This window comes from Rhodococcus sp. MPR-R1B (genome assembly GCF_058793255.1).
This window is the reverse complement of the sequence record NZ_JBXAFO010000002.1, coordinates 60,778-80,401: the sequence shown is the minus strand read 5'-3', so window position 1 is coordinate 80,401 and position 19,624 is coordinate 60,778. Positions and strand designations below refer to the sequence as shown.

General features: G+C 63.4%; 20 protein-coding genes. 11 read left to right on the top strand and 9 right to left on the bottom strand.

The annotated features are described in order from the left end of the window. The 4 genes from pstC to AC1Q61_RS03055 all read right to left on the bottom strand — a co-directional run bounded on the left by pstC (position 1) and on the right by AC1Q61_RS03055 (position 4,120). Complete coding sequence (gene pstC / locus AC1Q61_RS03070; protein ID WP_007733846.1) at positions 1-1,092, bottom strand: phosphate ABC transporter permease subunit PstC; 1,092 nt, start codon at positions 1,090-1,092, stop codon at positions 1-3. A gap of 62 nt (positions 1,093-1,154) precedes the next feature. Then, positions 1,155-2,273 (bottom strand): phosphate ABC transporter substrate-binding protein PstS, encoded by a 1,119-nt coding sequence (pstS, locus tag AC1Q61_RS03065; protein WP_003940482.1) that lies wholly within the window; start codon positions 2,271-2,273, stop codon positions 1,155-1,157. A gap of 193 nt (positions 2,274-2,466) precedes the next feature. Next, positions 2,467-3,366, bottom strand: coding sequence for a mycothiol synthase (mshD, locus tag AC1Q61_RS03060; RefSeq protein ID WP_042922278.1), 900 nt, complete (start codon positions 3,364-3,366; stop codon positions 2,467-2,469). A gap of 1 nt (position 3,367) precedes the next feature. After that, positions 3,368-4,120, bottom strand: a complete 753-nt coding sequence (locus tag AC1Q61_RS03055; protein WP_003939728.1) for a winged helix-turn-helix transcriptional regulator — start codon at positions 4,118-4,120, stop codon at positions 3,368-3,370. Between the two features lie 141 nt (positions 4,121-4,261). Here AC1Q61_RS03055 and AC1Q61_RS03050 point away from each other — a divergent pair, with 141 nt between their 5' ends. The 8 genes from AC1Q61_RS03050 (at position 4,262) to AC1Q61_RS03015 (ending at position 9,511) form a co-directional block, all read left to right on the top strand. Next, entirely contained in the window at positions 4,262-5,041 is a 780-nt protein-coding gene (locus AC1Q61_RS03050; protein WP_003939847.1) for an LmeA family phospholipid-binding protein, read from the top strand. Beyond that, complete coding sequence (locus AC1Q61_RS03045) at positions 5,038-5,514, top strand: thioredoxin family protein (RefSeq protein ID WP_003939684.1); 477 nt, start codon at positions 5,038-5,040, stop codon at positions 5,512-5,514. The genes AC1Q61_RS03050 and AC1Q61_RS03045 overlap by 4 nt, the downstream gene beginning before the upstream one ends. A gap of 10 nt (positions 5,515-5,524) precedes the next feature. After that, a complete protein-coding gene (locus AC1Q61_RS03040; protein ID WP_350318872.1) occupies positions 5,525-5,611 on the top strand; it encodes a putative leader peptide in 87 nt (28 codons plus the stop codon). 131 nt (positions 5,612-5,742) lie between these two features. After that, on the top strand, positions 5,743-6,213 hold the full coding sequence (locus AC1Q61_RS03035; RefSeq protein ID WP_051649593.1) for a DUF4395 domain-containing protein: 471 nt from the start codon (positions 5,743-5,745) through the stop codon (positions 6,211-6,213). A 74-nt stretch (positions 6,214-6,287) separates the two neighbouring features. Then, complete coding sequence (locus AC1Q61_RS03030) at positions 6,288-7,121, top strand: sulfurtransferase (RefSeq protein ID WP_003939859.1); 834 nt, start codon at positions 6,288-6,290, stop codon at positions 7,119-7,121. 2 nt (positions 7,122-7,123) lie between these two features. Then, positions 7,124-7,429 (top strand): DUF1416 domain-containing protein, encoded by a 306-nt coding sequence (locus AC1Q61_RS03025; protein ID WP_003939797.1) that lies wholly within the window; start codon positions 7,124-7,126, stop codon positions 7,427-7,429. A 258-nt stretch (positions 7,430-7,687) separates the two neighbouring features. After that, positions 7,688-8,326 carry a heme-binding beta-barrel domain-containing protein gene (locus AC1Q61_RS03020; protein ID WP_039973378.1) on the top strand — a complete coding sequence of 213 codons (639 nt, stop codon included), beginning with the start codon at positions 7,688-7,690 and terminating at the stop codon, positions 8,324-8,326. A gap of 144 nt (positions 8,327-8,470) precedes the next feature. Continuing rightward, the gene (locus AC1Q61_RS03015) at positions 8,471-9,511 is read left to right on the top strand and encodes a type IV toxin-antitoxin system AbiEi family antitoxin domain-containing protein (protein WP_492650960.1); all 1,041 of its coding nucleotides are present in this window, start codon (positions 8,471-8,473) and stop codon (positions 9,509-9,511) included. A gap of 233 nt (positions 9,512-9,744) precedes the next feature. On the opposite strand, the gene cydC is transcribed toward AC1Q61_RS03015, so the two are convergent. The 5 genes from cydC to AC1Q61_RS02990 all read right to left on the bottom strand — a co-directional run bounded on the left by cydC (position 9,745) and on the right by AC1Q61_RS02990 (position 16,740). After that, positions 9,745-11,433, bottom strand: coding sequence for a thiol reductant ABC exporter subunit CydC (gene cydC / locus AC1Q61_RS03010; RefSeq protein WP_215516063.1), 1,689 nt, complete (start codon positions 11,431-11,433; stop codon positions 9,745-9,747). Next, positions 11,423-13,111, bottom strand: a complete 1,689-nt coding sequence (gene cydD / locus AC1Q61_RS03005) for a thiol reductant ABC exporter subunit CydD (protein WP_058037750.1) — start codon at positions 13,109-13,111, stop codon at positions 11,423-11,425. The genes cydC and cydD overlap by 11 nt, the downstream gene beginning before the upstream one ends. 58 nt (positions 13,112-13,169) lie before the next feature. Further along, a complete protein-coding gene (gene cydB / locus AC1Q61_RS03000; RefSeq protein WP_003939727.1) occupies positions 13,170-14,213 on the bottom strand; it encodes a cytochrome d ubiquinol oxidase subunit II in 1,044 nt (347 codons plus the stop codon). A 9-nt stretch (positions 14,214-14,222) separates the two neighbouring features. Beyond that, the gene (locus AC1Q61_RS02995; protein WP_007733830.1) at positions 14,223-15,722 is read right to left on the bottom strand and encodes a cytochrome ubiquinol oxidase subunit I; all 1,500 of its coding nucleotides are present in this window, start codon (positions 15,720-15,722) and stop codon (positions 14,223-14,225) included. Between the two features lie 154 nt (positions 15,723-15,876). Then, complete coding sequence (locus AC1Q61_RS02990; protein WP_007733829.1) at positions 15,877-16,740, bottom strand: aminodeoxychorismate lyase; 864 nt, start codon at positions 16,738-16,740, stop codon at positions 15,877-15,879. 79 nt (positions 16,741-16,819) lie between these two features. Here AC1Q61_RS02990 and ygfZ point away from each other — a divergent pair, with 79 nt between their 5' ends. From ygfZ to AC1Q61_RS02975, 3 genes are read left to right on the top strand one after another with little or no spacing between them, the layout of a single operon-like run. Next, positions 16,820-17,941, top strand: coding sequence for a CAF17-like 4Fe-4S cluster assembly/insertion protein YgfZ (gene ygfZ / locus AC1Q61_RS02985; RefSeq protein WP_042922285.1), 1,122 nt, complete (start codon positions 16,820-16,822; stop codon positions 17,939-17,941). Continuing rightward, positions 17,938-18,606, top strand: coding sequence for an MOSC domain-containing protein (locus AC1Q61_RS02980; protein WP_215516064.1), 669 nt, complete (start codon positions 17,938-17,940; stop codon positions 18,604-18,606). The genes ygfZ and AC1Q61_RS02980 overlap by 4 nt, the downstream gene beginning before the upstream one ends. Continuing rightward, positions 18,603-19,556 carry an asparaginase gene (locus AC1Q61_RS02975; RefSeq protein WP_003940365.1) on the top strand — a complete coding sequence of 318 codons (954 nt, stop codon included), beginning with the start codon at positions 18,603-18,605 and terminating at the stop codon, positions 19,554-19,556. The genes AC1Q61_RS02980 and AC1Q61_RS02975 overlap by 4 nt, the downstream gene beginning before the upstream one ends. Positions 19,557-19,624: the final 68 nt, after the last annotated feature.

Here is a 19,624-nt window from a genome sequence, read left to right as displayed (position 1 = left end):
TCAGTCCTTCTTTCCGGCGATCACTGCGCGGGCAGCCGCGTTGACGACGAAGGTCAGTACGAACAGCACCAGTCCGGCCGCGATGTACGCGCCTGCCTGGATGTCGTTGTTGAACTCCGCGTAGCCGAGGGCGATCTTGGAGGCGATGGTCGAGCCGCCGTCGAACAGCGACCAGCCGAAGGCCTGAGAGGTGGTTCGCAGGATCAGGTAGAGCGCCATCGTCTCACCGAGTGCGCGTCCGAGACCGAGCATCGAGCCGCTGATGTAGCCGGACTTACCGAACGGGATGACCGTGGTGCGCACAACTTCCCAGCGCGTGGCGCCGAGGGCGAGTGCGGCTTCGATCTGTGATCGCGGGGTCTGGATGAACACCTCGCGGGTCACTGCGGTGATGACCGGAAGGATCATCACGGCGAGGACGATGCCTGCGGTGAAGATGGTGCCGCCACCGGTGATCGATCCGCTGCCGTCGGCAAAGAGCGGGAACCAGCCGAGAGTGTCGTTGAGCCACACCGCGACCGGGGTGATCGCCGGAGCGAAGACGAGAAGTCCCCACAGGCCGTAGACGATGGACGGCACAGCTGCCAGAAGGTCGATCGTGTACGACAGTGGCCGCGTGAGCCACTTGGGTGAGTACGAAGTCAGGAAGATCGCGATGCCCAGTGCGATCGGCATCGCGAGCACCAGTGCGAACAGCGAGACCAACACCGTGACCTGGAAAAGATCGAGGACACCGAACGCCATCGCGTTGATGTTCTGCGTGACCCATTCACGGCTGGTCAGGAAGTTGACCTGGTTCCGGCTCAAAGCAGGAACAGCACGCCAGATCAGGAACGCGCCGATCGCCGCGATGACAACCGTGATGAAGATTGCCGAACCGGATGCGAGCGAGCTGAAGATGCGGTCACCCGGACGGGTCACCGTCTTGCTGTTGCCGCTACCCGGACCGTCACCCTTCGGAGGATGCTCGGTTTCTGGAGCCTTGGTGGAAGTAATCGTGTCCTCCGTGGTGCCGTTCGGACCGCCCACCCCGGCCCCGCTGGTTGCGGGGCCGGGAGAACGAGATGTCGAGGTGATGGGCGCGTCACTCATGCGCGCTCACTTCCTTCACGTCTGAATGTAGATCCATGAGCTTGTCCGCACGAGTCTCTAGGTCAGCTGATTGCCGTGATGGACGCGTTGAGGCGATCCTGGACGTTGGACGGCAGCGGGACGTAACCCTGCTCGGCCAGGTTGGCCTGACCCTCGTTGGCCGCGCTCGTCAGGAACGACTTCACTGCTGCGGAGGTGTCCGCGTCGTAGCCCTTGGAGCAGACGATCGAGTACGTGGCGAGAACCAGCGGGTAGGCGCCGGCTTCGTTGGTCTTGAAGATCGACGCGAGGTCGAGCGTCAGGTCGCCGGTTGCGTCGGACTTGAACTTCGCGCCTGCGATCGACTTCGCGGCCGTGTCGTTGGTCAGTGCGACTGCCTCGGAGCCGGTGTTGATTTCGGCAACCGAGAGCTTGTTCTGATCGGCGAACGACTTCTCGACGTAGGTGATCGAACCCGGTGCCGTGGCAACTGCCTGTGCAACGCCCGCCGAACCCTTGGCGCCCTCACCGACGCCACCGGTGAAGTCGGACCCTGCGCCCGACGTCCAAGCACCGTTCGATGCCGCGTCGAGGTACTTCTGGAAGTTGTCGGTGGTACCCGAGGAATCGGAGCGGATCACGGTGGTGATCTTCTCGTCGGGAAGCGATGCACCGGAGTTGAGCGCGGCGATTGCCGGATCGTTCCACTTGGTGATGCCGCCGTTGAAGATCTTCGCGAGAACCTCTGCGTTGAGAACGAGCTTGTCGACGCCGTCGAGGTTGTATGCAACTGCGATCGGGCCGAAGACGAGGGGAAGGTTCCAGGCTTCGCCGCCGACGCAACGCTCCTTGGCCTTGTCTGCCTGCTCGTCCTTGATGGCCGAGTCGGAGCCGGCGAAGTCGATCTGGCCGGCGATGAACTGTGTACGACCGTCGCCCGAACCGCTGGGGTTGTACGCGACGTTGACCGTCTTGCCCTTTTCCTGGCACACGGAGATGTAAGTGGCGACGAACTGGTCCATGGCGTTCTTCTGTGCCGAGGAACCAGCGGCAGAGAGGTTGCTCTTGCCTTCGCACGTTGCGTTCGATGCGGACGCGTCCACACCCGTCGACGACGAGTTGTTGTCGCTGCCACATGCGGCCAAGGTCATGGCGCCCACGGCCACTACACCGAGCAGGGCACCACTGCGCTTGAGATTCACCAAGATCCTCCGGAAATCGCTACCGCCACGCCCACGATCGGGCGGCGACATGAGACGCAGAATGATTGAAATCTGCATCAGGCAACACGGCGCTGCCCACAGAGAAAAGTAGGCGGGCGCGGTGTCCGGCTGGACCACACATGGTTAACGGAGAATGAACAGACTGGACATTTCTGCGTGTCCGACTGTGACGTCAGAGCGCGCGGGCGTAAGCCATGTCCACGTGGAAGCGATCGAAGCCGAGTCGTTCGTACGTGTGGAGGGCGGCCGTGTTGTCGCCTTCGACGTACAGAAGGACGGTTCCGAGGCCGCGATCACGCAGGTAATGCATGCCCGCGAGAGTCAGCACTCGGCCGAGGCCGCGTCCCTGCGCCGCGGGATCGATCCCCACGACGTACACCTCCCCCAGCTCCGGATCGTCACCTTCGGGTGCGTGCACCTTGGTCCAGTGAAAGCCGAGAAGAGTATCGGGATCGGTGTCCGCGAACGCCATGAACAGACCAGCAGGGTCGAACCAACCTTCGGCCGTTCTCTCGTCGATCTCCGCCTGGGTCCAGCCACCCTGCTCGGGATGCCAGGAGAAGGCCGCATTGTTGACGCGAAGGATCTCGGAATCGTCTTCGGGCCCACGATACGTCCGAATCGTCACACCTTCGGGCACAACGATTTCCGGAAGCTGCGGAGCATCGAGTGGTCGACGCAGCTGCAGGAGTTCACGAACGCTGACCAGATCGAGGCTCTTGGCGAATTCGACTGCGGCGTCGACGTTTCCGTGCGCCCAGACACGCGTGCCCGGCCGGCCCTCGTCGAATACCGCTGCGGCAAGCCTGGTTCCGATGCCGCGGCGCCGCGCCTGCGGGTCGACCACCAACTCGGCCATGTCGGGATGCTCGTCCGAACCGGCTTGCAGCTGCGCATAACCGACGACCGCATCGCCGTCGAGTTCGAGGAAGTGTCGCGCGGCGCCGCGCCCGGCAACGGCATGGCGCCCCTGTTCCGACACGGGGGCCTTGCCGTCGAACTCGGTTGCGCGATCGAGAAGCGCGGAAACCTGCTCGGCGAATCCAGCCGGCAGTGAATCTGTCCAACCCACGTCAGACCACCGATCCGTCGGCCGCGTCGTAGTCGACGTCCTCGTCGTCCTCGAACTGAACGGGAGCAGCTGCGCCACCCTTGGCCCTGGTCGGACGCACTGCCTTATATCCGACATTTCGGACTGTACCGATCAAGGACTCGTATTCGGTGCCGAGTTTCGCCCGCAGACGACGCACGTGGACGTCGACCGTCCTGGTGCCGCCGAAGAAGTCGTAGCCCCACACTTCCTGCAGCAGCTGCGCCCGGGTGAATACCCGTCCGGCGTGCTGCGCGAGGTACTTGAGCAGCTCGAATTCCTTGTAAGTCAAATCAAGGGGCCGTCCACGCAGTCGTGCCGTGTACGTCCCCTCGTCGATAACCAGTTCGCCCAGCGTGATCTTTCCCGACGCTTCCGGACTGGCCACACCGCCGCTGCGGGCGACCAACAACCGCAATCGGGCGTCCACCTCAGCCGGACCGGTACCGGGAAGCAGGATGTCGTCCAACCCCCAGTCGGCGTTGACGGCAACGAGTCCGCCTTCGGTGAGGACGGCGACCACAGGTACTGCGGATCCTGTGCTTCCGAGCAATCGACACAACCCGCGTGCGGCAGCCAGATCGGTGCGCGCATCCACCAATGCCACGTCCGCGGAACTTGCCTCGAGTAGCGAGGAAACCTCTGTGGGGGCAGGCCGAACCGAGTGCGCCAGCAACGCCAACGCCGGTAGTACAGCTTCCGGGTTGGGGTCGGAGGTGAGGAGGAGCAGTTCCACACGGCCTCCTATCTAGTAGCCCGCGCAACCCGTGAGGGCAACGCTCGAGTAGTTCGACGCTTTTGGTCGGTCCCTACATTAGCGTGCCTGGTACCGGGGCCGTCGCATCGAACCCCGACCGGAGTCCGTCACAATGGTGCGGTGCGCAAACTGATCATCGGCATCGTCTTTCTCCTCGGCCTCGGACTGGTGGCCGATTTCGGCGCGGCCGCGTACGCCGAGTACCGGGTTTCCCGCGAGCTCCGAACCGGCGCATCACTCGAGTCGGATCCGGAGGTCACCTTCAACGGGTTCCCCTTCCTCACCCAGGCACTCGGCGGGAAATACAAGGACGTCTACGTCAGAGCTACCGGCGTCCAGAGCGACGTGGTGGGCGAAGTGACCGTCGAGGCCGATCTGCGCGGGGTCACCGTTCCCTTCTCCGACATCGTGAACGGCAATGTCACCCAACTCCCCGTCGACAAACTCGACGGCCGGATGGGAATCAACGCCACCGACCTCGGAAAGCTGCTCAATATCCCTGACCTGCAGGTATCTTCGCCGCCGGCCAACAAGTCGGATGGCACCGGGGGCAGCGGCGGAACCGGAGCGAGCACCGCGGGCGCCGTCGTGCTGACGGGAACGGTTGCCGTCGGTCCGGTCGAGACTGCAGTGAGCGTGCAGGCCAACCTCGTTCTGGAAGGTGGGCAGGTCAAGATCGTCGCCAGCAATCTGTACTTCGGTCCGGAGGGCAAAGCCGATTTCTCGATCCCCGCAGCACTCGAACCCGTCGTCCTCGGCTTGTTCAGCTACACGATCGATCCGCAGGCACTTCCCTACGGAATTCAGCCGAGCCTGGTCTACGCGGAAGGCGGAAGAATCGTGATCGAGGGCAGCGCCGAAAACACGACGATCGATCTCGCAGAGCTGCAGAACCGATGACCGGGATCACAATTCTGCTGGTCGCGCTGGTGGCCGTCGTCGCGGTCGGGCTCTTTCTCAAGTCGCGCAACGGAAAGGTCCGAGTCACCACGCCGGCCGCGACCGGCGCGGCGGACAGTCGCCTCGAACTGCTCCGCGCCGCTGGAGTCTCTTCGCCGAACGGCGGACCCGTCGTACTGCATTTCTCTGCCGACTGGTGCGGACCGTGCGCCGCAGTACGCCGCGTCGTCGGTCAGGTCGTGATCTCGATGGCCGACGCTCCCCGTCCGCCGGTGGAGATCGAGCTCGACATCGACAAGGAACCGGCTCTGGCACGCGAGATGAGTGTCCTCTCGCTGCCCACCACCTTCATCCTCGACGGTGGCCTGGAGGAACAGTTCCGGGTGTCCGGAGTGCCATCCGCAGCCGATCTGAAAGCTGCACTCGTACCACTATCCGGACCCCACGAGCCAAAATCCGAGAATTCGGGGTAAACTCGCCGACGTGCAAACCCGCCACGAGCTGATGCTCACCCGACGCCGCGCAGTAGACCTGTGCCGCCTCGGGGGCTGTTGCTGTACCTGTTGCTGATCACCTCATCCGTCAGATCTCTCTGACCTTCGAGCTTTCGCTCACGTGATCAATCCACCGAGTGGGACTTTGACGTCCCGTTTTCTCGGTCCAGGCACAGCATCATGCAATCCAGCGCAGGAGCACTCCCGATGTCCACAACCACACCCCAGCTCGAGCAGGTCGACGTCCGCGGACCTCGATTCGCCGCGTGGGTCACCACCGGCGTTCTCGTACTCACGCTCGTCCTCTCGACCTTCTCACTGCCCGCCGCCACCGTCGTTCTCGCACTGCAGGCCATAGTCTTCGCGGTCGGAGCGGTACTCGGCCCCAAGCGCAGCCCGTACGGCCAGATCTTCGGCAAGCTCGTCGCCCCGCGACTCTCGCCGGTCAGCGAACGCGAACCCGTGGCACCGCTGCGCTTCGCGCAGTTCGTCGGCTTCGTCTTCGCATTGGCAGGCACGGTCGGTTTCCTGGCCGGGTCGACGATCGTCGGCACCGTTGCCACCGGCTTCGCCTTGTTCGCGGCCCTGCTCAACGCCGCGTTCGGTATCTGCCTCGGCTGCCAGATCTATCCACTCGTCGCAAGGCTGCGAAATACCGGCCGCGCTACCACCGCGTGAAAACGCTTGCCCCACAACCCTGCTGAACCCCTGCTAGATAACGACCGATGCAAGACCATATCGAAAGGAACACCATGGCTCGCTCCGACGTCCTAGTCTCCGCTGACTGGGCTGAGCAGAACCTCAACACCCCCAAGACCGTTTTTGTCGAGGTGGACGAGGACACCAGCGCATACGACGGCGGCCACATCGAGGGTGCAGTCAAGCTCGACTGGCGCAAGGACCTCCAGGACGGCGTCCGACGCGACTTCCTGAACCAGGAGCAGTTCTCGGATCTGCTCTCCGCCAAAGGCATTGCGAACGACGACACCGTCGTTCTCTACGGTGGCAACAACAACTGGTTCGCCGCTTACGCTTACTGGTACTTCAAGCTGTACGGCCACCAGGACATCAAGCTGATCGACGGCGGCCGCAAGAAGTGGGAACTCGACGGACGCCCGCTCTCCAAGGACGCAGTCAACCGCGAAGCCACGCAGTACAAGGCCGAGACCCCCGACTTCTCGATCCGCGCTTTCCGCGACGAGGTCATCGACGCCATCGGCAGCAAGAACCTCGTCGACGTTCGTAGCCCTGACGAGTTCTCGGGCAAGATCCTCGCTCCCGCCCACCTTCCGCAGGAGCAGGCGCAGCAGCGTGGCCACGTCCCCGGAGCCATCAACATCCCGTGGAGCACCACCGCCAACGAGGACGGCACCTTCAAGTCGGACGACGACCTCGCCAAGCTGTACGCGGAAAAGGGCTTCGACGACACCAAGGAAACGATCGCCTACTGCCGCATCGGCGAGCGTTCGAGCCACACCTGGTTCGTCCTGCAGGAGATCCTCGGCAAGAACAACGTCAAGAACTACGACGGCAGCTGGGTCGAATACGGCTCACTCGTCGGCGCACCGATCGAATTGGGAGCCTGATCATGTGTGGAGCACCTACCCAGGGCCAGACCCTGCCTGCCGGCGTCGACGTCGAGAAGGAAACGGTCATCACCGGCCGCGTTCTCGCAGCTGACGGCCAGCCCATCGGCGGCGCATTCGTGCGTCTGCTCGACGGCTCCGGAGAGTTCACGGCCGAGGTCGTGGCATCGGGAACCGGCGATTTCCGCTTCTTCGCCGCTCCGGGCGAGTGGACCGTGCGTGCACTGTCCAGCTCGGGCAACGGCACCTCCACCGTCGCTCCCGAGGGCTCGGGCGTGCACAACGTGGACGTGACCGTCAGCAAGTAATTCCTGCTTTGTCAGGCGGCCCCGCACCCCTCCGGTGCGGGGCCTTCTGCATTCCGGCTCCCGATTTTTCCGGTCGGTCGCCGCGGTCTAAGATGTACTCGTGGTCATTTTCTTCGAGGTACTCCTCGCACTCGCATCCGTCATGATCGCTTGGTTCTCCGTGTACGTCGTGTACCGCTTGGTCACCGACGAGTCGTGAGTCAGGCTCCGGATTCAGGGTCCGACGCGACCGCTGACGATTCCGCCGCTGCAGGTGCCGTGAGGCGCGGCAGCGGGGACGAAGCTGTCGCCATCGCCGTCGAACGCTCCAAGTCGACGGCGTCGCTCAACATTCCGACCCTGCCGGACCTTCCGTTGCCGGAGGACACCGCAAACCTGCGCCTCGGCCCGGATATCAATCCCGAACTCCTCGCGCTTCTCCCCCTCGTCGGTGTCTGGCGCGGCGAAGGTGAAGGACACGACGAGAACGGCGACTACGCCTTCGGTCAGCAGATCGTCATCTCGCACGACGGCGGCCCCTACCTCAATTGGGAGTCCCGGTCCTGGCGCCTCGACGCCGAGGGCAAGTACGTGAGCCCCGATCTGCGCGAGAGCGGTTACTGGCGCATGGGCGGCGACGGCATCCCGGGCAGCGTCAACCAGGAAGTGGTCGAACTCCTGCTCAGCCACAGCTCCGGCGTCGTCGAAATGTACTACGGGCGCGCACTCACCCAAGCGTCGTGGGAACTTGCCACCGACGTGGTGATCCGCAGCCAGTCCGGTGCACTGTACGGCGGCGCGAAGCGCCTCTACGGCATCGTCGAAGGCGGCGACCTCGCGTACGTCGAAGAGCGGATCATGTCTGACGGTGGCCTGGAACCGCGTCTCTCGGCCCGCCTGACGCGCTACATCGGCTAGTTCTGCTGTGCGCCTTTATTAACCCCCGGCGGTTAATAAAGGCGCACAGCAGATTCATCCACAGGCACCGACAAATTCCACAGGCGGGCTTCGGAGCGGCATCTTCGACCGATTCTTGTCGGTCCGCGATCTCACGGTATTCGCATGAGCTGCGACTACATCGATCCTGATCTCCGAAGACTCTTCGACTTCCAGCACGGACTCGCGACCAACAAACAACTACGCCCTTTCGGCTATTCACCGCGGCGCATCCAACATCTGGTCGAATCGGGTCAATGGACAACCGTCCTCCACGGCGTTCAATCCAGCACCAACGGCCCGCTCAACCGAGCAATGATTCTCGAGGCCGCCCTTCTGTTCGGCGGCGGAGAGACCTACCTGAGTCACCGGACGGCAGCTGAAGAGTGGGGACTCACGCACATCGAGTCCGAACTGCCGATCCACATCACGGTCCGATACGGCAGATCCTCCCGCTGTCAGAGTCCGACGGTCAGACCCGAACGCTCCCCGGCGCGCCCCGTTCCGTTGGGGTGGTCCACTGCCCATCCCGGAGTGATCGTTCATCGTTCACGCGCTCAGGCCCACATCGGCGTTGCCACTCAGCCTGCTCGTACTTCGCTGGCCGACACCGCAATTGACCTGGCGGTTGCAGAGCCGTCGGCTCGCGACGCCGCTCGTTCTCTGGTTCGCTCGGCCACGGCGTGCAAAGTGTCACGGATGGAATTGCGCACCCGAATGGAATGCCGACGGCCGAGGCGATATGTCAAAGCACTGTCCTCGACATTGGACCTGTTGGATCGCGGTGTCCAGTCGGTACTCGAGCATCGCTACGCAATCGAGGTCGAGCGAGCACACGGTTTGCCGGAAGCACGACGGCAATCGCCGGTCCTCGTCGATGGGAGAACTTTCTACGAGGACGTCGACTACCGCAATTGCGGTGTCGCACTGATCGTTCGACTCGACGGATTTGCCTTCCACTCTTCTCGGGCGACTGCGCTGCGGGATCGTCGGCGAGGAAACGCATCCGAACTGTCAGGCAACGCCACACTGGTCTTCGGTTGGGAGGAGGTGGAGGGGGCCTCGTGCCGAACTGCAGCCGAGGTCAGAGCGATCCTCGAGCGCGGTGGATGGTGGGGGCCTAATCCTTGTCCACGCTGTGCGCCTTTATTAACCGCCGGGGGTTGATAAAGGCGCACAGCACGAAGCGACCCCCGAGCCACACCCACGCTTTCGCGCGGATCCCGGTCGGACTGATCGGGGGCTCGGGGGTCGGGTGGCTGCCTGGGATTCGCCGGCCGCTCACGCGGTAAGTGAATTCCATCAGCGATTGCGGCTAGCTGGCAGCCACCTCACGCGTCCGTCTGTACTTCAATTTCAGACCACCTCCTTCCTTGTGTACAGGAGAAAGTACGCCCACTTCACGATGACGGCAACGTATTTTCCACAGAAACTTTTCCGACGCATATCACCTGGTCAGCTGGTGTGCCGTCCGGAAGTTGGTGGGTGACGACAACAACGGTTCGCGAAGAATCGACCAGCGTTGCGTCGCGACTGAGCAACTCGCGGAGCAACTGATCGCCCGCCTCCGCGTCCATGTGCTCGGTCGGCTCGTCGAGCAGCAGCACCTCCGCGGGCGAGACGATCGCGCGCGCCAACAGCAACCGACGACGCTCACCGCCCGAAACCGCTCGCATGCCGCCGACCAGGTAGGTGTCGAGCCCGTCCGGCAGTTCCGACAGCCAGTCGCCGAGACCAACTGCGGCAAGTGCTTTCTCCGCGTCCTCGGCGGTGAGGTCACCGCGTGCGACGCGCAGGTTCTCGAGTACCGACGTCTCGAAGAGGTGTGCGTCCTCGGCGAAGTACCCCACGTGCCGACGCAGCTCGGCCGGATCGATATCCGAAACGTCCACCGAGTCAACACGAACTGTTCCCGCGACGGGCGGCAGCAGTCCCGCCATCGTCATCAGCGCAGTGGTCTTTCCCGATCCACTCTCGCCGACGACGGCAACACGAGCACCGCGAGGAAGATCCACCGACAGCGGTTCGGTCACCTTTCCCCCGGGCCAACCCGCCCGCAACGCGTGCACACTCAGGACCCCGTCCTCCGGCCACGCACGATTTCCTTCAACGTGTTCGGCGTCGGCTCGATCGAGTACCGCCATGATGCGTGCCGACGCCAGCCGCGCCTTGGTCAATGCCACCGCCGCGCTGGGCAGTATCGCGGTTCCCTCGAAAGCCGACAGCGGAAGCAGTACAAGGATTCCCATGGACATCGGTGACATCTCGGTGGTTCCGTACAGCGTAATTCCGATCAGCAGGGCACCGAGGACGCTCACTCCGATTGCCAGGGGCGTGGTAGCGGCGGCAAAGGCACTCGGGACCGCCGCGCGATCGGTTGCGTCGACCACATCGTTCTCGGCAGAGACCGCCTCGCTCACCGCCTGATCCAAGCGACCCGATACCCGGAGCTCGGCGGAATGGTCGAGGGCGGTCACCGCGGACTCACTGAATCGCGCTGCGGCAGCAGAACTGTCGGCCTCGGCTAGTCGAGCAGCACGAGCCGACAGCCAGGGTGCCGCGATCCCGGACACCGCCAGCGCAACAGCCAGGATGAGCGCGGCCGGAACCGAGATGAACAACAGGATTCCCACCGCAGCAAACGCGAGGACAATCGAAACCGCAATCGGGATCAGTGCTTTGACGACGACGTCGCCCAGTGCATCCACGTCGGCGCCCGTACGTGAGAGCAGGTCACCTCGCCGTAGTCCGGCTGCTGCCGCGGGATCTCCTGCGGCCAACTGCTGGTAGATCCTCGATCGCGCTGCTGTGGTTCCGCGCAACGCGACGTCGTGCGTCGTCAATCGTTCGAGATAGCGGAAGACACCACGTGAGATTCCCAATGCGCGTACGGCAACTACCGCAACACTGAGATCGAGAACGGGGGGCATCTCCCAAGCACGCGTGATCAACCATGCGGACAGCGCGGCCAAGGCGAGTGCGCTACCGAGTGTTGCCACACCCGCCGCTACCGCCGTCAGTACGCGTCGTGGCCGAAGTTCCAGTAGCCGCAGAGCACGCAGAAGCGGATCGTGAGCGTCACTTCTCATGAGCGCGCACCTCGACGATCCGGTCAGCTGCGGCAAGCACACTCGGACGGTGGCCGATCACGACAACGGTGTCGCCACGCTCCGCCCGTGCTCTCAGAGAAGCCAACACTGTCCCTTCCGAATCCGAGTCGAGGTGAGCGGTGGGTTCGTCCAGGACAAGAACTGCGCGGTCCGAGGCAAGCACGCGTGTCAGTGCCAGCCGTTGCCGCTGCCCCAAAGACAGACCTGTACCGCCGACGCCGATCACGGTCTCGACGCCCGCAGGCAGCTCGGCCAGTACCGCGTCGAATCCCGTCGCAGCAGCGGCGCGAGCCAATGCTTGCGCATCGACGACCCCGGTGAGATCGAGATTTTCACGAACGGTGCCGGGCAGGAGGACCGGATGTTGCGGTAGCCAGGCCAACTGACTCCACCACGCGTGCTCGTCCAGGTCTCGGACATCGACGCCGGCGACCGTCACGCGCCCACTGCTCGGTTCGATCAACCCGAGCAGCGCGTGCACTGCCGTCGACTTGCCGCAGCCGTTGGGACCGGTGAGCACGGTGATCGCCCCTGGCGATGCCACGGCGGAAAGTCGAGACGGTGCGACTCCCCCACGAGAGGTCACGCCGAGTCCGTCGAAGACGATGTCGGCACCGCGAGCGACCACCGTCGTGCTACCACCCTCCGGTGCGGCAGAATCCGCCTCGATAACCTCGAATGCCTTGTTGGCTGCCGCCATTCCGTCCTCGGCGGCGTGGAACTGGGTTCCCACCATCCGAAGTGGCAGGTACACCTCGGGGGCGAGGATCAACGCGACTATCCCCGGCTCGAGTGACATGTCGCCGTACACCAGTCGCAAGCCGATACTCACGGCCACCAACGCGACGCAGAGCGTTGCGAGCAGTTCCAGCACCATCGAGGACAGGAACGCGACGCGGAGAGCTGACATCGTCGTTCGCCGATGAGCGTCACCGAGTTCACGGACGCGCTCGGCAGGACCTTGCTGACGACCGAGCGCCCGCAGCGTCGGCAAACCGGCAAGGAGATCGAGCAGTTGCGAAGACAACGTGGTCATCGCTGCCAGCGTCTTCTCCGACTTACCCTTTGTCAGCAGGCCGATCAGAATCATGAAGATGGGGATCAGCGGCAGCGTCACGAAGATGATGACCGCAGACGTCATGTCCTGCACCGCAATGACTATCAGGGTGATGGGTGTCAGCGTCACCGACAAGACCAGGGCCGGAAGGTATCCCGTCAGGTACGGACCAAGGCCGTCGACACCTCGGGTGACCACGGTCGCGATCTCGTCACGCCGCGGATCCAGATCGCGAGGACTCATCGCCGTCGCCGACGTCAGCACGCCGTTCTTGATCTCGGCAACGACGCGAGTCGACGCCCGGTGCGCATACCTGGTCTGCAGCCAGGTCCCCAGAACTCGGACCGCCACAGCTGCGGCGAGAACAACCAATTCGGTTGTCCACGAGGAAACATCCACAGTTCGAGTGGTGATCACTCCGGCCAGCACCCGGCCGATCATGAGCGCCGCGACGATGACCATCACGACGTTCACCATCGACAGAGCAACAGTCAGGATCAGATAGCCGCGCGCAGAAGCGGAATGTCGCCACAGCCGCGGGTCGATCGGCCCCCGGCGACGCTCCCGAGTGGTGGGAGCGTCGCCTACTTCGATAGTCACGTGAATTCGACCGTCAGTTCTTTCGTGATTCGAATGTTTCGTGATTCAAGGTTGGTGACTACCACGTCTTCTCCTTGAATCGCAGACCGATCGACGCCGGAATCTGCTTGGAGGAGATGCGCTGTCGGAACACCCAGTACGTCCAACCCTGGTAGATGATCACCACCGGCGTCATGAATGCCGCGGCCCACGTCATCACCTTGAGCGTGTACGGACTCGACGACGCGTTCTCGATGGTCAGGCTGTACGCCGGATCCAGCGTCGACGGCATGACGTTCGGGAACAGCGAGGCGAACAGCAGCACGACGGTGGCGATGACGGCCACACAGGTGAGAACGAAGGCCCAGCCTTCGCGCTCGGCCCGCGTCAGGAAGACGACGCCGATCAGTGCCGCAGCAGCGGCAGCTACCAGAATCCACGTCCATCCCTTGCCGTAGGCGAGTTGCGTCCACAGAACGAATCCGCCGGCAACAGGAATAGCTGGAATTGCCAGTCGTGCAGCAATTTTCACGGCATCTTCACGAACCTCGTCGGCACTCTTGAGTGCCAGGAACACTGCACCGTGGAGAGCGAACACCAGCGCGGTGGTCAGACCGCCGAGCAGCGCGTACGGATTGAGCAGATCGAAGAATCCCGACTCGACCTGCTTGTCTGCGTTGATCGCCACGCCCCGAACGATGTTCGCGAAAGCCACGCCCCAGAGAACTGCCGGGACCCAGGAGCCGAAGATGATGCCCCAGTCGCAACGCTGACGCCATTTGTCGTCGTCGATCTTGCTTCGCCATTCGATGGCACAGATACGAACGATCAAGGCCACCAGGATGATCAGCAGCGGTAGATAGAACCCGGAGAACAACGTCGCGTACCACTCCGGGAATGCCGCGAACATCGCGCCACCGGCGGTGATCAGCCACACTTCGTTGCCGTCCCACACCGGGCCGATCGTGTTGAGCGCTACCCGTCGACGCGTATCGGCCGGGAGGTCACTGCCTCTGCCGACGATCGGCATGAGCATTCCGACACCGAAGTCGAACCCTTCGAGGACGAAGTAACCGATGAACAGTACTGCGACGAGCACGAACCATACTTCTTGAAGTCCCATGATCGCCTCCTAGTACGCGAACGACAGTTGTTTGGGCTTGTCCGGATCTTCCGGCTCATCATGATCTGTATCGCCCGGCGGATGCATGTCGTGCTCCAACGGGCCTTCCTTCGCGTACCGCACGATCAGCTTGAACCAGACGACTCCCAGCGCTCCGTACAGCAGGGTGAAGGTGATCAGCGAAGCCCAGACGGTAGCCGACGCGTGGTCCGAAACACCTTGGTCGACAGTAAGTCTGATCATGTCGACGCCGGTCGGGTTGGGATGCACCACCCAGGGCTGACGGCCCATCTCGGTGAAGATCCAACCGGCGCTGTTCGCCATGAACGGAGTGGGGATCGCGACCAGGCTGAGTATTCCGAACCACTTCTGGTCCGGGACCCGCCCCTTACGAGTGACCCACAGTCCCGCGAGAGCCAGTGCTGCCGAACCGGCGGCGAGGCCGATCATGGCGCGGAAAGACCAGTACGTGACAAAGAGATTCGGTCGGTAGTTACCCGGTCCGAAGTCCTGCTCCGCCTGCTCCTGCAGTTGGTTCACGCCTTGCAGTTCGACGCCGGTGAACTTGCCCTCGGCCAACCATGGAAGAACGAACGGCACCTTCAGAACGTGCGTCACGCTGTCACAGTTGTTGTGAGTGCCGATAGTGAGGATCGAGAAGTCCGGATCCATCTCGGTGTCGCACAGCGATTCCGCCGACGCCATCTTCATGGGTTGCTGCTGGAACATGAGCTTGCCTTGGACGTCACCGGTATAGATGATGCCGATTCCGGCCACGATCATGACGAGCAACGCGAATCGTGTTGCCGGGCGGTACATCGTCCGTGCGTCGGCTTCGAGGCGCTCGGCTTCGGCGGCCTCAGCCTGCTTGGCGCGGCGCATGTTCCGCACCATCCACCAACCACTGATGCCGGCGACGAACGTCGCCGCCGTCAGGAAGGCGCCGGCAACCGCGTGCGGGAAGGCAGCGAGAGCGGTGTTGTTGGTCAGCAGCTCCCAGATACTGGTGAGCTCGGCACGACCCGTTTCAGGGTTGTACGTCGCACCGACCGGATGCTGCATGAACGAGTTGGCCGCGATGATGAAGAATGCCGACGCGTTGACGCCGATCGCCACGAGCCAAATGCACGCCAGGTGTACAAGTTTGGGCAGCCTGCCCCAACCGAAGATCCAGAGTCCGATGAAGACGGACTCCATGAAGAAGGCGACGAGGCCTTCCAATGCGAGCGGAGCTCCGAAGACGTCACCGACGAATCGCGAGTACTCGCTCCAGTTCATGCCGAACTGGAACTCCTGCACGATGCCGGTGGCTACACCGAGTGCGAAGTTGATGAGGAAAAGCTTGCCGAAGAACTTGGTGAGCCGATACCAGTGGTCCTTTTTGGTGACCACCCACATCGTCTGCATGATCGCGATCATCGGCGCAAGTCCGATGGTCAGCGGAACAAGGATGAAGTGGTAGACGGTAGTGATACCGAACTGCCACCTGGAGACGTCCAAAGTATCCATTGGCTACTCCGAGAGTAGGGCCCTGGGACAGGCTTCGGGGTTCGAGACGCGGGCAGTCGCTCGGCCCCTGCGGACACGGTACTGCTGTCCGGTTTGGACCGCAGGACTTTGCTACTACCAAATGTAGTAGAGACCTGTCGCGATTCCTATTCGCCTATCGCCCTGCTGAATCCGAATCAATTGCACGTTCAACCAATTCCGCGAATTCCCCGGAGACCTTCGGCTCTGGCAATGTGAGCCCGTCGAGTGTATGGACGCGTGCGGCCAGCGTGACGCTCGAAACCATCCACACTCCGTCGGCCGCAATCAAATCCGCAGGTCGGAGGGTTTCGTATCGGCAATCGAAGCGAGCACTGCCGGCAACGTCGAACAGGGCGCGCTGCGTAGTGCCCATCAAAATGCCCTGTGCGGGAGGCGGTGTGATCAAAGTCCTGTCCCGAACGATCACCACCGTCGAGCGTGGCCCCTCCAACACATTGCCCTCGGAACTGACGAAGATCACATCGTCAGCACCCAAATTCGCCGCATATCGAAGCGCTGCCATGTTGGTTGCGTACGACAACGTCTTCGCGCCCAGTAGCTGCCAGGGTGCCCGGGCAGAGAGATCGACAGAGAAACCTCGCTCGAGAGTCATCACCGATAACCCCGATTCGCGGACCTGTCTGACCCGATCGGCCACCGGACCGACCATCACGAAGGCTGTCGGCTTGTCGCCGCTCTCACGGCCGCGGGTCAGAACGAGACGAAGAGCGCCTTCTTTCTCTGTCCCCCACTCCTCGGCTGCCATCTCGATCGCCAGACGCCAGTCATCGAGAACGGGGGCGGGCAGACCCAGCGCCCGCGCGCTCAGAACCAGTCGACTCAGATGTCCCTCGACCACCCGCGCCCTACCGTCGCGCACCAACAGCGTCTCGAAGACTCCGTCGCCGCGCACCACCGCCAGGTCGTCGGCGTGCAGAAACGGTGCGTCAGCATCGAGCACCTCGTGGTCGAGAGTCACCAATACGCGATCAGGCATGCCATCAACCCTAACGATCCGCCGAGCCGCCGGGGCCGCCCTGTAACCGCGATCCCGCCCACACTCCTAGACTGGTCTCGTGGTCGACAACGCTCTTGTGCCCAACAGCCCACTTCTGACTTCCCCCGGCGCGGTCACCGCACCGGACGGTTCGGCCGACATCGGTGTCGCGTGGCACTACGGCGATCCCCTCGGCGAACAGCGAACCGCGCAGCGCGCAGCAGTGGTGGTCGACCGCAGTCACAGATTCGTGATCGCCATTCCCGGCGACGAACGCCTCACGTGGCTGCACACGATTTCGAGCCAGCACATCGCCGCGCTCCCCGACGGCAAGAGTGCCGAGAACTTGAGCCTGGACGTCAACGGACGCGTCGAGCACCACTTCGTGCAGACGGACCTGGCAGGTGTCACCTGGATCGACACCGAGGCGAACCGCGGACCCGACCTTCTCTCCTTCTTGAAGAAGATGGTGTTCTGGTCCAAGGCCGAACCCCGAGACGGCAACGAACTCGCGGTCCTGAGCCTGATCGGACCCGAAGCGTCAACTGTCCTCGCCGCACTCGAGGTTCAGACACCCACCGAGGCCTACGACGCTCTCGCCTTGGCCGACGGCGGATTTGTCCGCCGCATGCCGTGGCCTACCGAGAACTCTTTCGATCTTCTCGTCCCACGTGAGCAACTGGCAGCGTGGTGGACCAGGCTGACCGATGCCGGTGCCAAGCCCGCCGGCAGTTGGGCCTTCGAGGCACTGCGCGTCGAAGCGACGAGGCCTCGCCTCGGACTGGACACCGACGAACGCACGATCCCGCACGAGGTCCACTGGATCGGTGGGCCGGCCGAGCACGGCGCCGTCCACCTCGACAAGGGGTGCTACCGCGGTCAGGAAACCGTCGCCCGGGTTCACAATCTCGGCAAGCCCCCGCGCCATCTCGTCATGTTGCACCTCGACGGCAGCGCCGAAGCCGTCCCGGAACCGGGTGACCCGATCACGGCGGGCGGACGGGCCGTCGGACGCGTCGGGACCGTCGTCAATCATCACGAGCTCGGCCCCATCGCACTCGCTCTGATCAAGCGGAACATCCCGGTCGACACCGAACTGATGGCCGGCCCCAGCGCTGCGTCCATCGATCCGGATTCGATCGTCGCGGACGACGCACCCCAGGCCGGACGTGAGGCTGTCAACCGATTGCGCGGAAAGTGACGGGCATGGTCGACGCGGTCTGCGTCGTCCACACCGAACGTGACAGTGGCGTCAGGCGAGTCCCCCGTACCGCGATCGACAAGCATCCCGTCGACGGCCGCGTCGCGGTAGGACGACTCGGTCTGGGTGGCGACTACGTCTGCGACACCGAGTTCCACGGCGGTGCCTTCCAAGCTGTCTACGCGTATCAGCGCGACGAAGCGCAGCGTTGGTCGGACGAATTGGGCCGACCTCTCGGCCCCGGATGGTTCGGCGAGAATCTTCACATCAGCGGGATGCTCGTCACGGACGCCGTGATCGGCGAGCGTTGGCACATCACCGGAGCCGAGGCGTCGGACGTTCTCGAACTCGAGGTGACCGCGCCCCGCGTCCCGTGCGGCACCTTCGGCATCTGGGCCGCGGAAAAGGGCTGGGTCAAAAGATTCACCGAGCGGACCGACGTCGGCGCCTACCTTCGCGTCAACCGGACCGGCACGATCGCCGCGGGCGATTCGGTCACCCGAGTCCACGTACCGGATCACGGAGTGACTGTTCGAGAGGTCTTCGCCGGAACGGATCCTGAGCGGCTTCGACGGCTCCTCGCAGAACACACCGACCTTGCACCGAACGTCACCGCGCGCGTCCAGAGGTTCATCGAACAAGCAGAAGCGCAGGTGCACTCGTGAGTATCGAATTGGTGGAAGTGGTCCGCTCCGGATTCCGCGAATGCGTGCATCGCGGATCGGCCGTCATTCTCGGCGCCGACGGCGAGGTCGTTGTCGGACTCGGGGAAATTCACACACCCATCTACCCGCGCTCGGCGAACAAGCCGCTGCAAGCCGTCGCTGCGCTTCGTAACGGCTTTGCACCCACCAGCCCGGAAGAGCTGGCCGTCGCGTCGTCCTCACATGCGGGCGAGGCCGATCACATCGAACTGGTCGCAGCGCTTCTCGCTCGCTACCAACTCGGTGTCGACCAGTTGCAGTGCCCCTCCGATCTGCCGGGCAACGAACTGGCCCGAGCCGAACTGATCGCAGCGGGCGAGCTTCCCAGCCCGATCTACATGACCTGCTCGGGCAAGCACTCCGCGATGCTCGCCACGTGCGTCGTGAACGACTGGCCGCTCGAGACGTACATGGAGCCGACTCATCCCCTCCAACTCGCGATCCAGGAGACGATCTTCGATCTCAGCGGCGAGGAAGAGCAGGAACTCGGCATCGACGGTTGTGGTCTCCCGATCGTCCCGCTTTCGCTCACGAACCTGGCTCGGGCATTCGGACGCCTGCCCTCGGCTGAGCCCGACTCACCCGAACGAGCTGTGGCCGACGCGGTCCGCGAGAACCCCTTCCTCGTCTCGGGCACCGGCCGCAACGATCAGCGCCTGATGTCCGCAGTGCCGGGTCTGTTCTCCAAGACCGGATACGACGGCATCTACGCCGGAGCGCTTCCCGACGGGTCCGCTTTCGCCCTCAAGATCGACGACGGTCACGAGCGGGCGCTCCTGCCCTTGGCGGCAGCTCTGCTCAAGCGGATGAACACCGAGTGGACCGAGGAGTTGGCGGCTCTCGCATCCGCTCCGGTCTTCGGCGGCGACGCCCGAGTGGGGACGATTCGCGCAATTCCCGGAAACTTCTGAGCAGTTCTCACAAAGTTCTGACGAGTTCTTTCAGCATCCTGGCAGCTCGCGGCCATAGTGAGAGCAAT

Coding starts and splice junctions, on each gene's coding strand:
- pstC (WP_007733846.1), bottom strand. CDS start 1,092: ATGAGTGACGCGCCCATCACCTCGACATCTCGTTCTCCCGGCCCCGCA.
- AC1Q61_RS03045 (WP_003939684.1), top strand. CDS start 5,038: ATGACCGGGATCACAATTCTGCTGGTCGCGCTGGTGGCCGTCGTCGCG.
- AC1Q61_RS03035 (WP_051649593.1), top strand. CDS start 5,743: ATGTCCACAACCACACCCCAGCTCGAGCAGGTCGACGTCCGCGGACCT.
- AC1Q61_RS03030 (WP_003939859.1), top strand. CDS start 6,288: ATGGCTCGCTCCGACGTCCTAGTCTCCGCTGACTGGGCTGAGCAGAAC.
- AC1Q61_RS03025 (WP_003939797.1), top strand. CDS start 7,124: ATGTGTGGAGCACCTACCCAGGGCCAGACCCTGCCTGCCGGCGTCGAC.
- AC1Q61_RS03015 (WP_492650960.1), top strand. CDS start 8,471: ATGAGCTGCGACTACATCGATCCTGATCTCCGAAGACTCTTCGACTTC.
- cydC (WP_215516063.1), bottom strand. CDS start 11,433: ATGAGAAGTGACGCTCACGATCCGCTTCTGCGTGCTCTGCGGCTACTG.
- cydB (WP_003939727.1), bottom strand. CDS start 14,213: ATGGGACTTCAAGAAGTATGGTTCGTGCTCGTCGCAGTACTGTTCATC.
- AC1Q61_RS02995 (WP_007733830.1), bottom strand. CDS start 15,722: ATGGATACTTTGGACGTCTCCAGGTGGCAGTTCGGTATCACTACCGTC.
- AC1Q61_RS02990 (WP_007733829.1), bottom strand. CDS start 16,740: ATGCCTGATCGCGTATTGGTGACTCTCGACCACGAGGTGCTCGATGCT.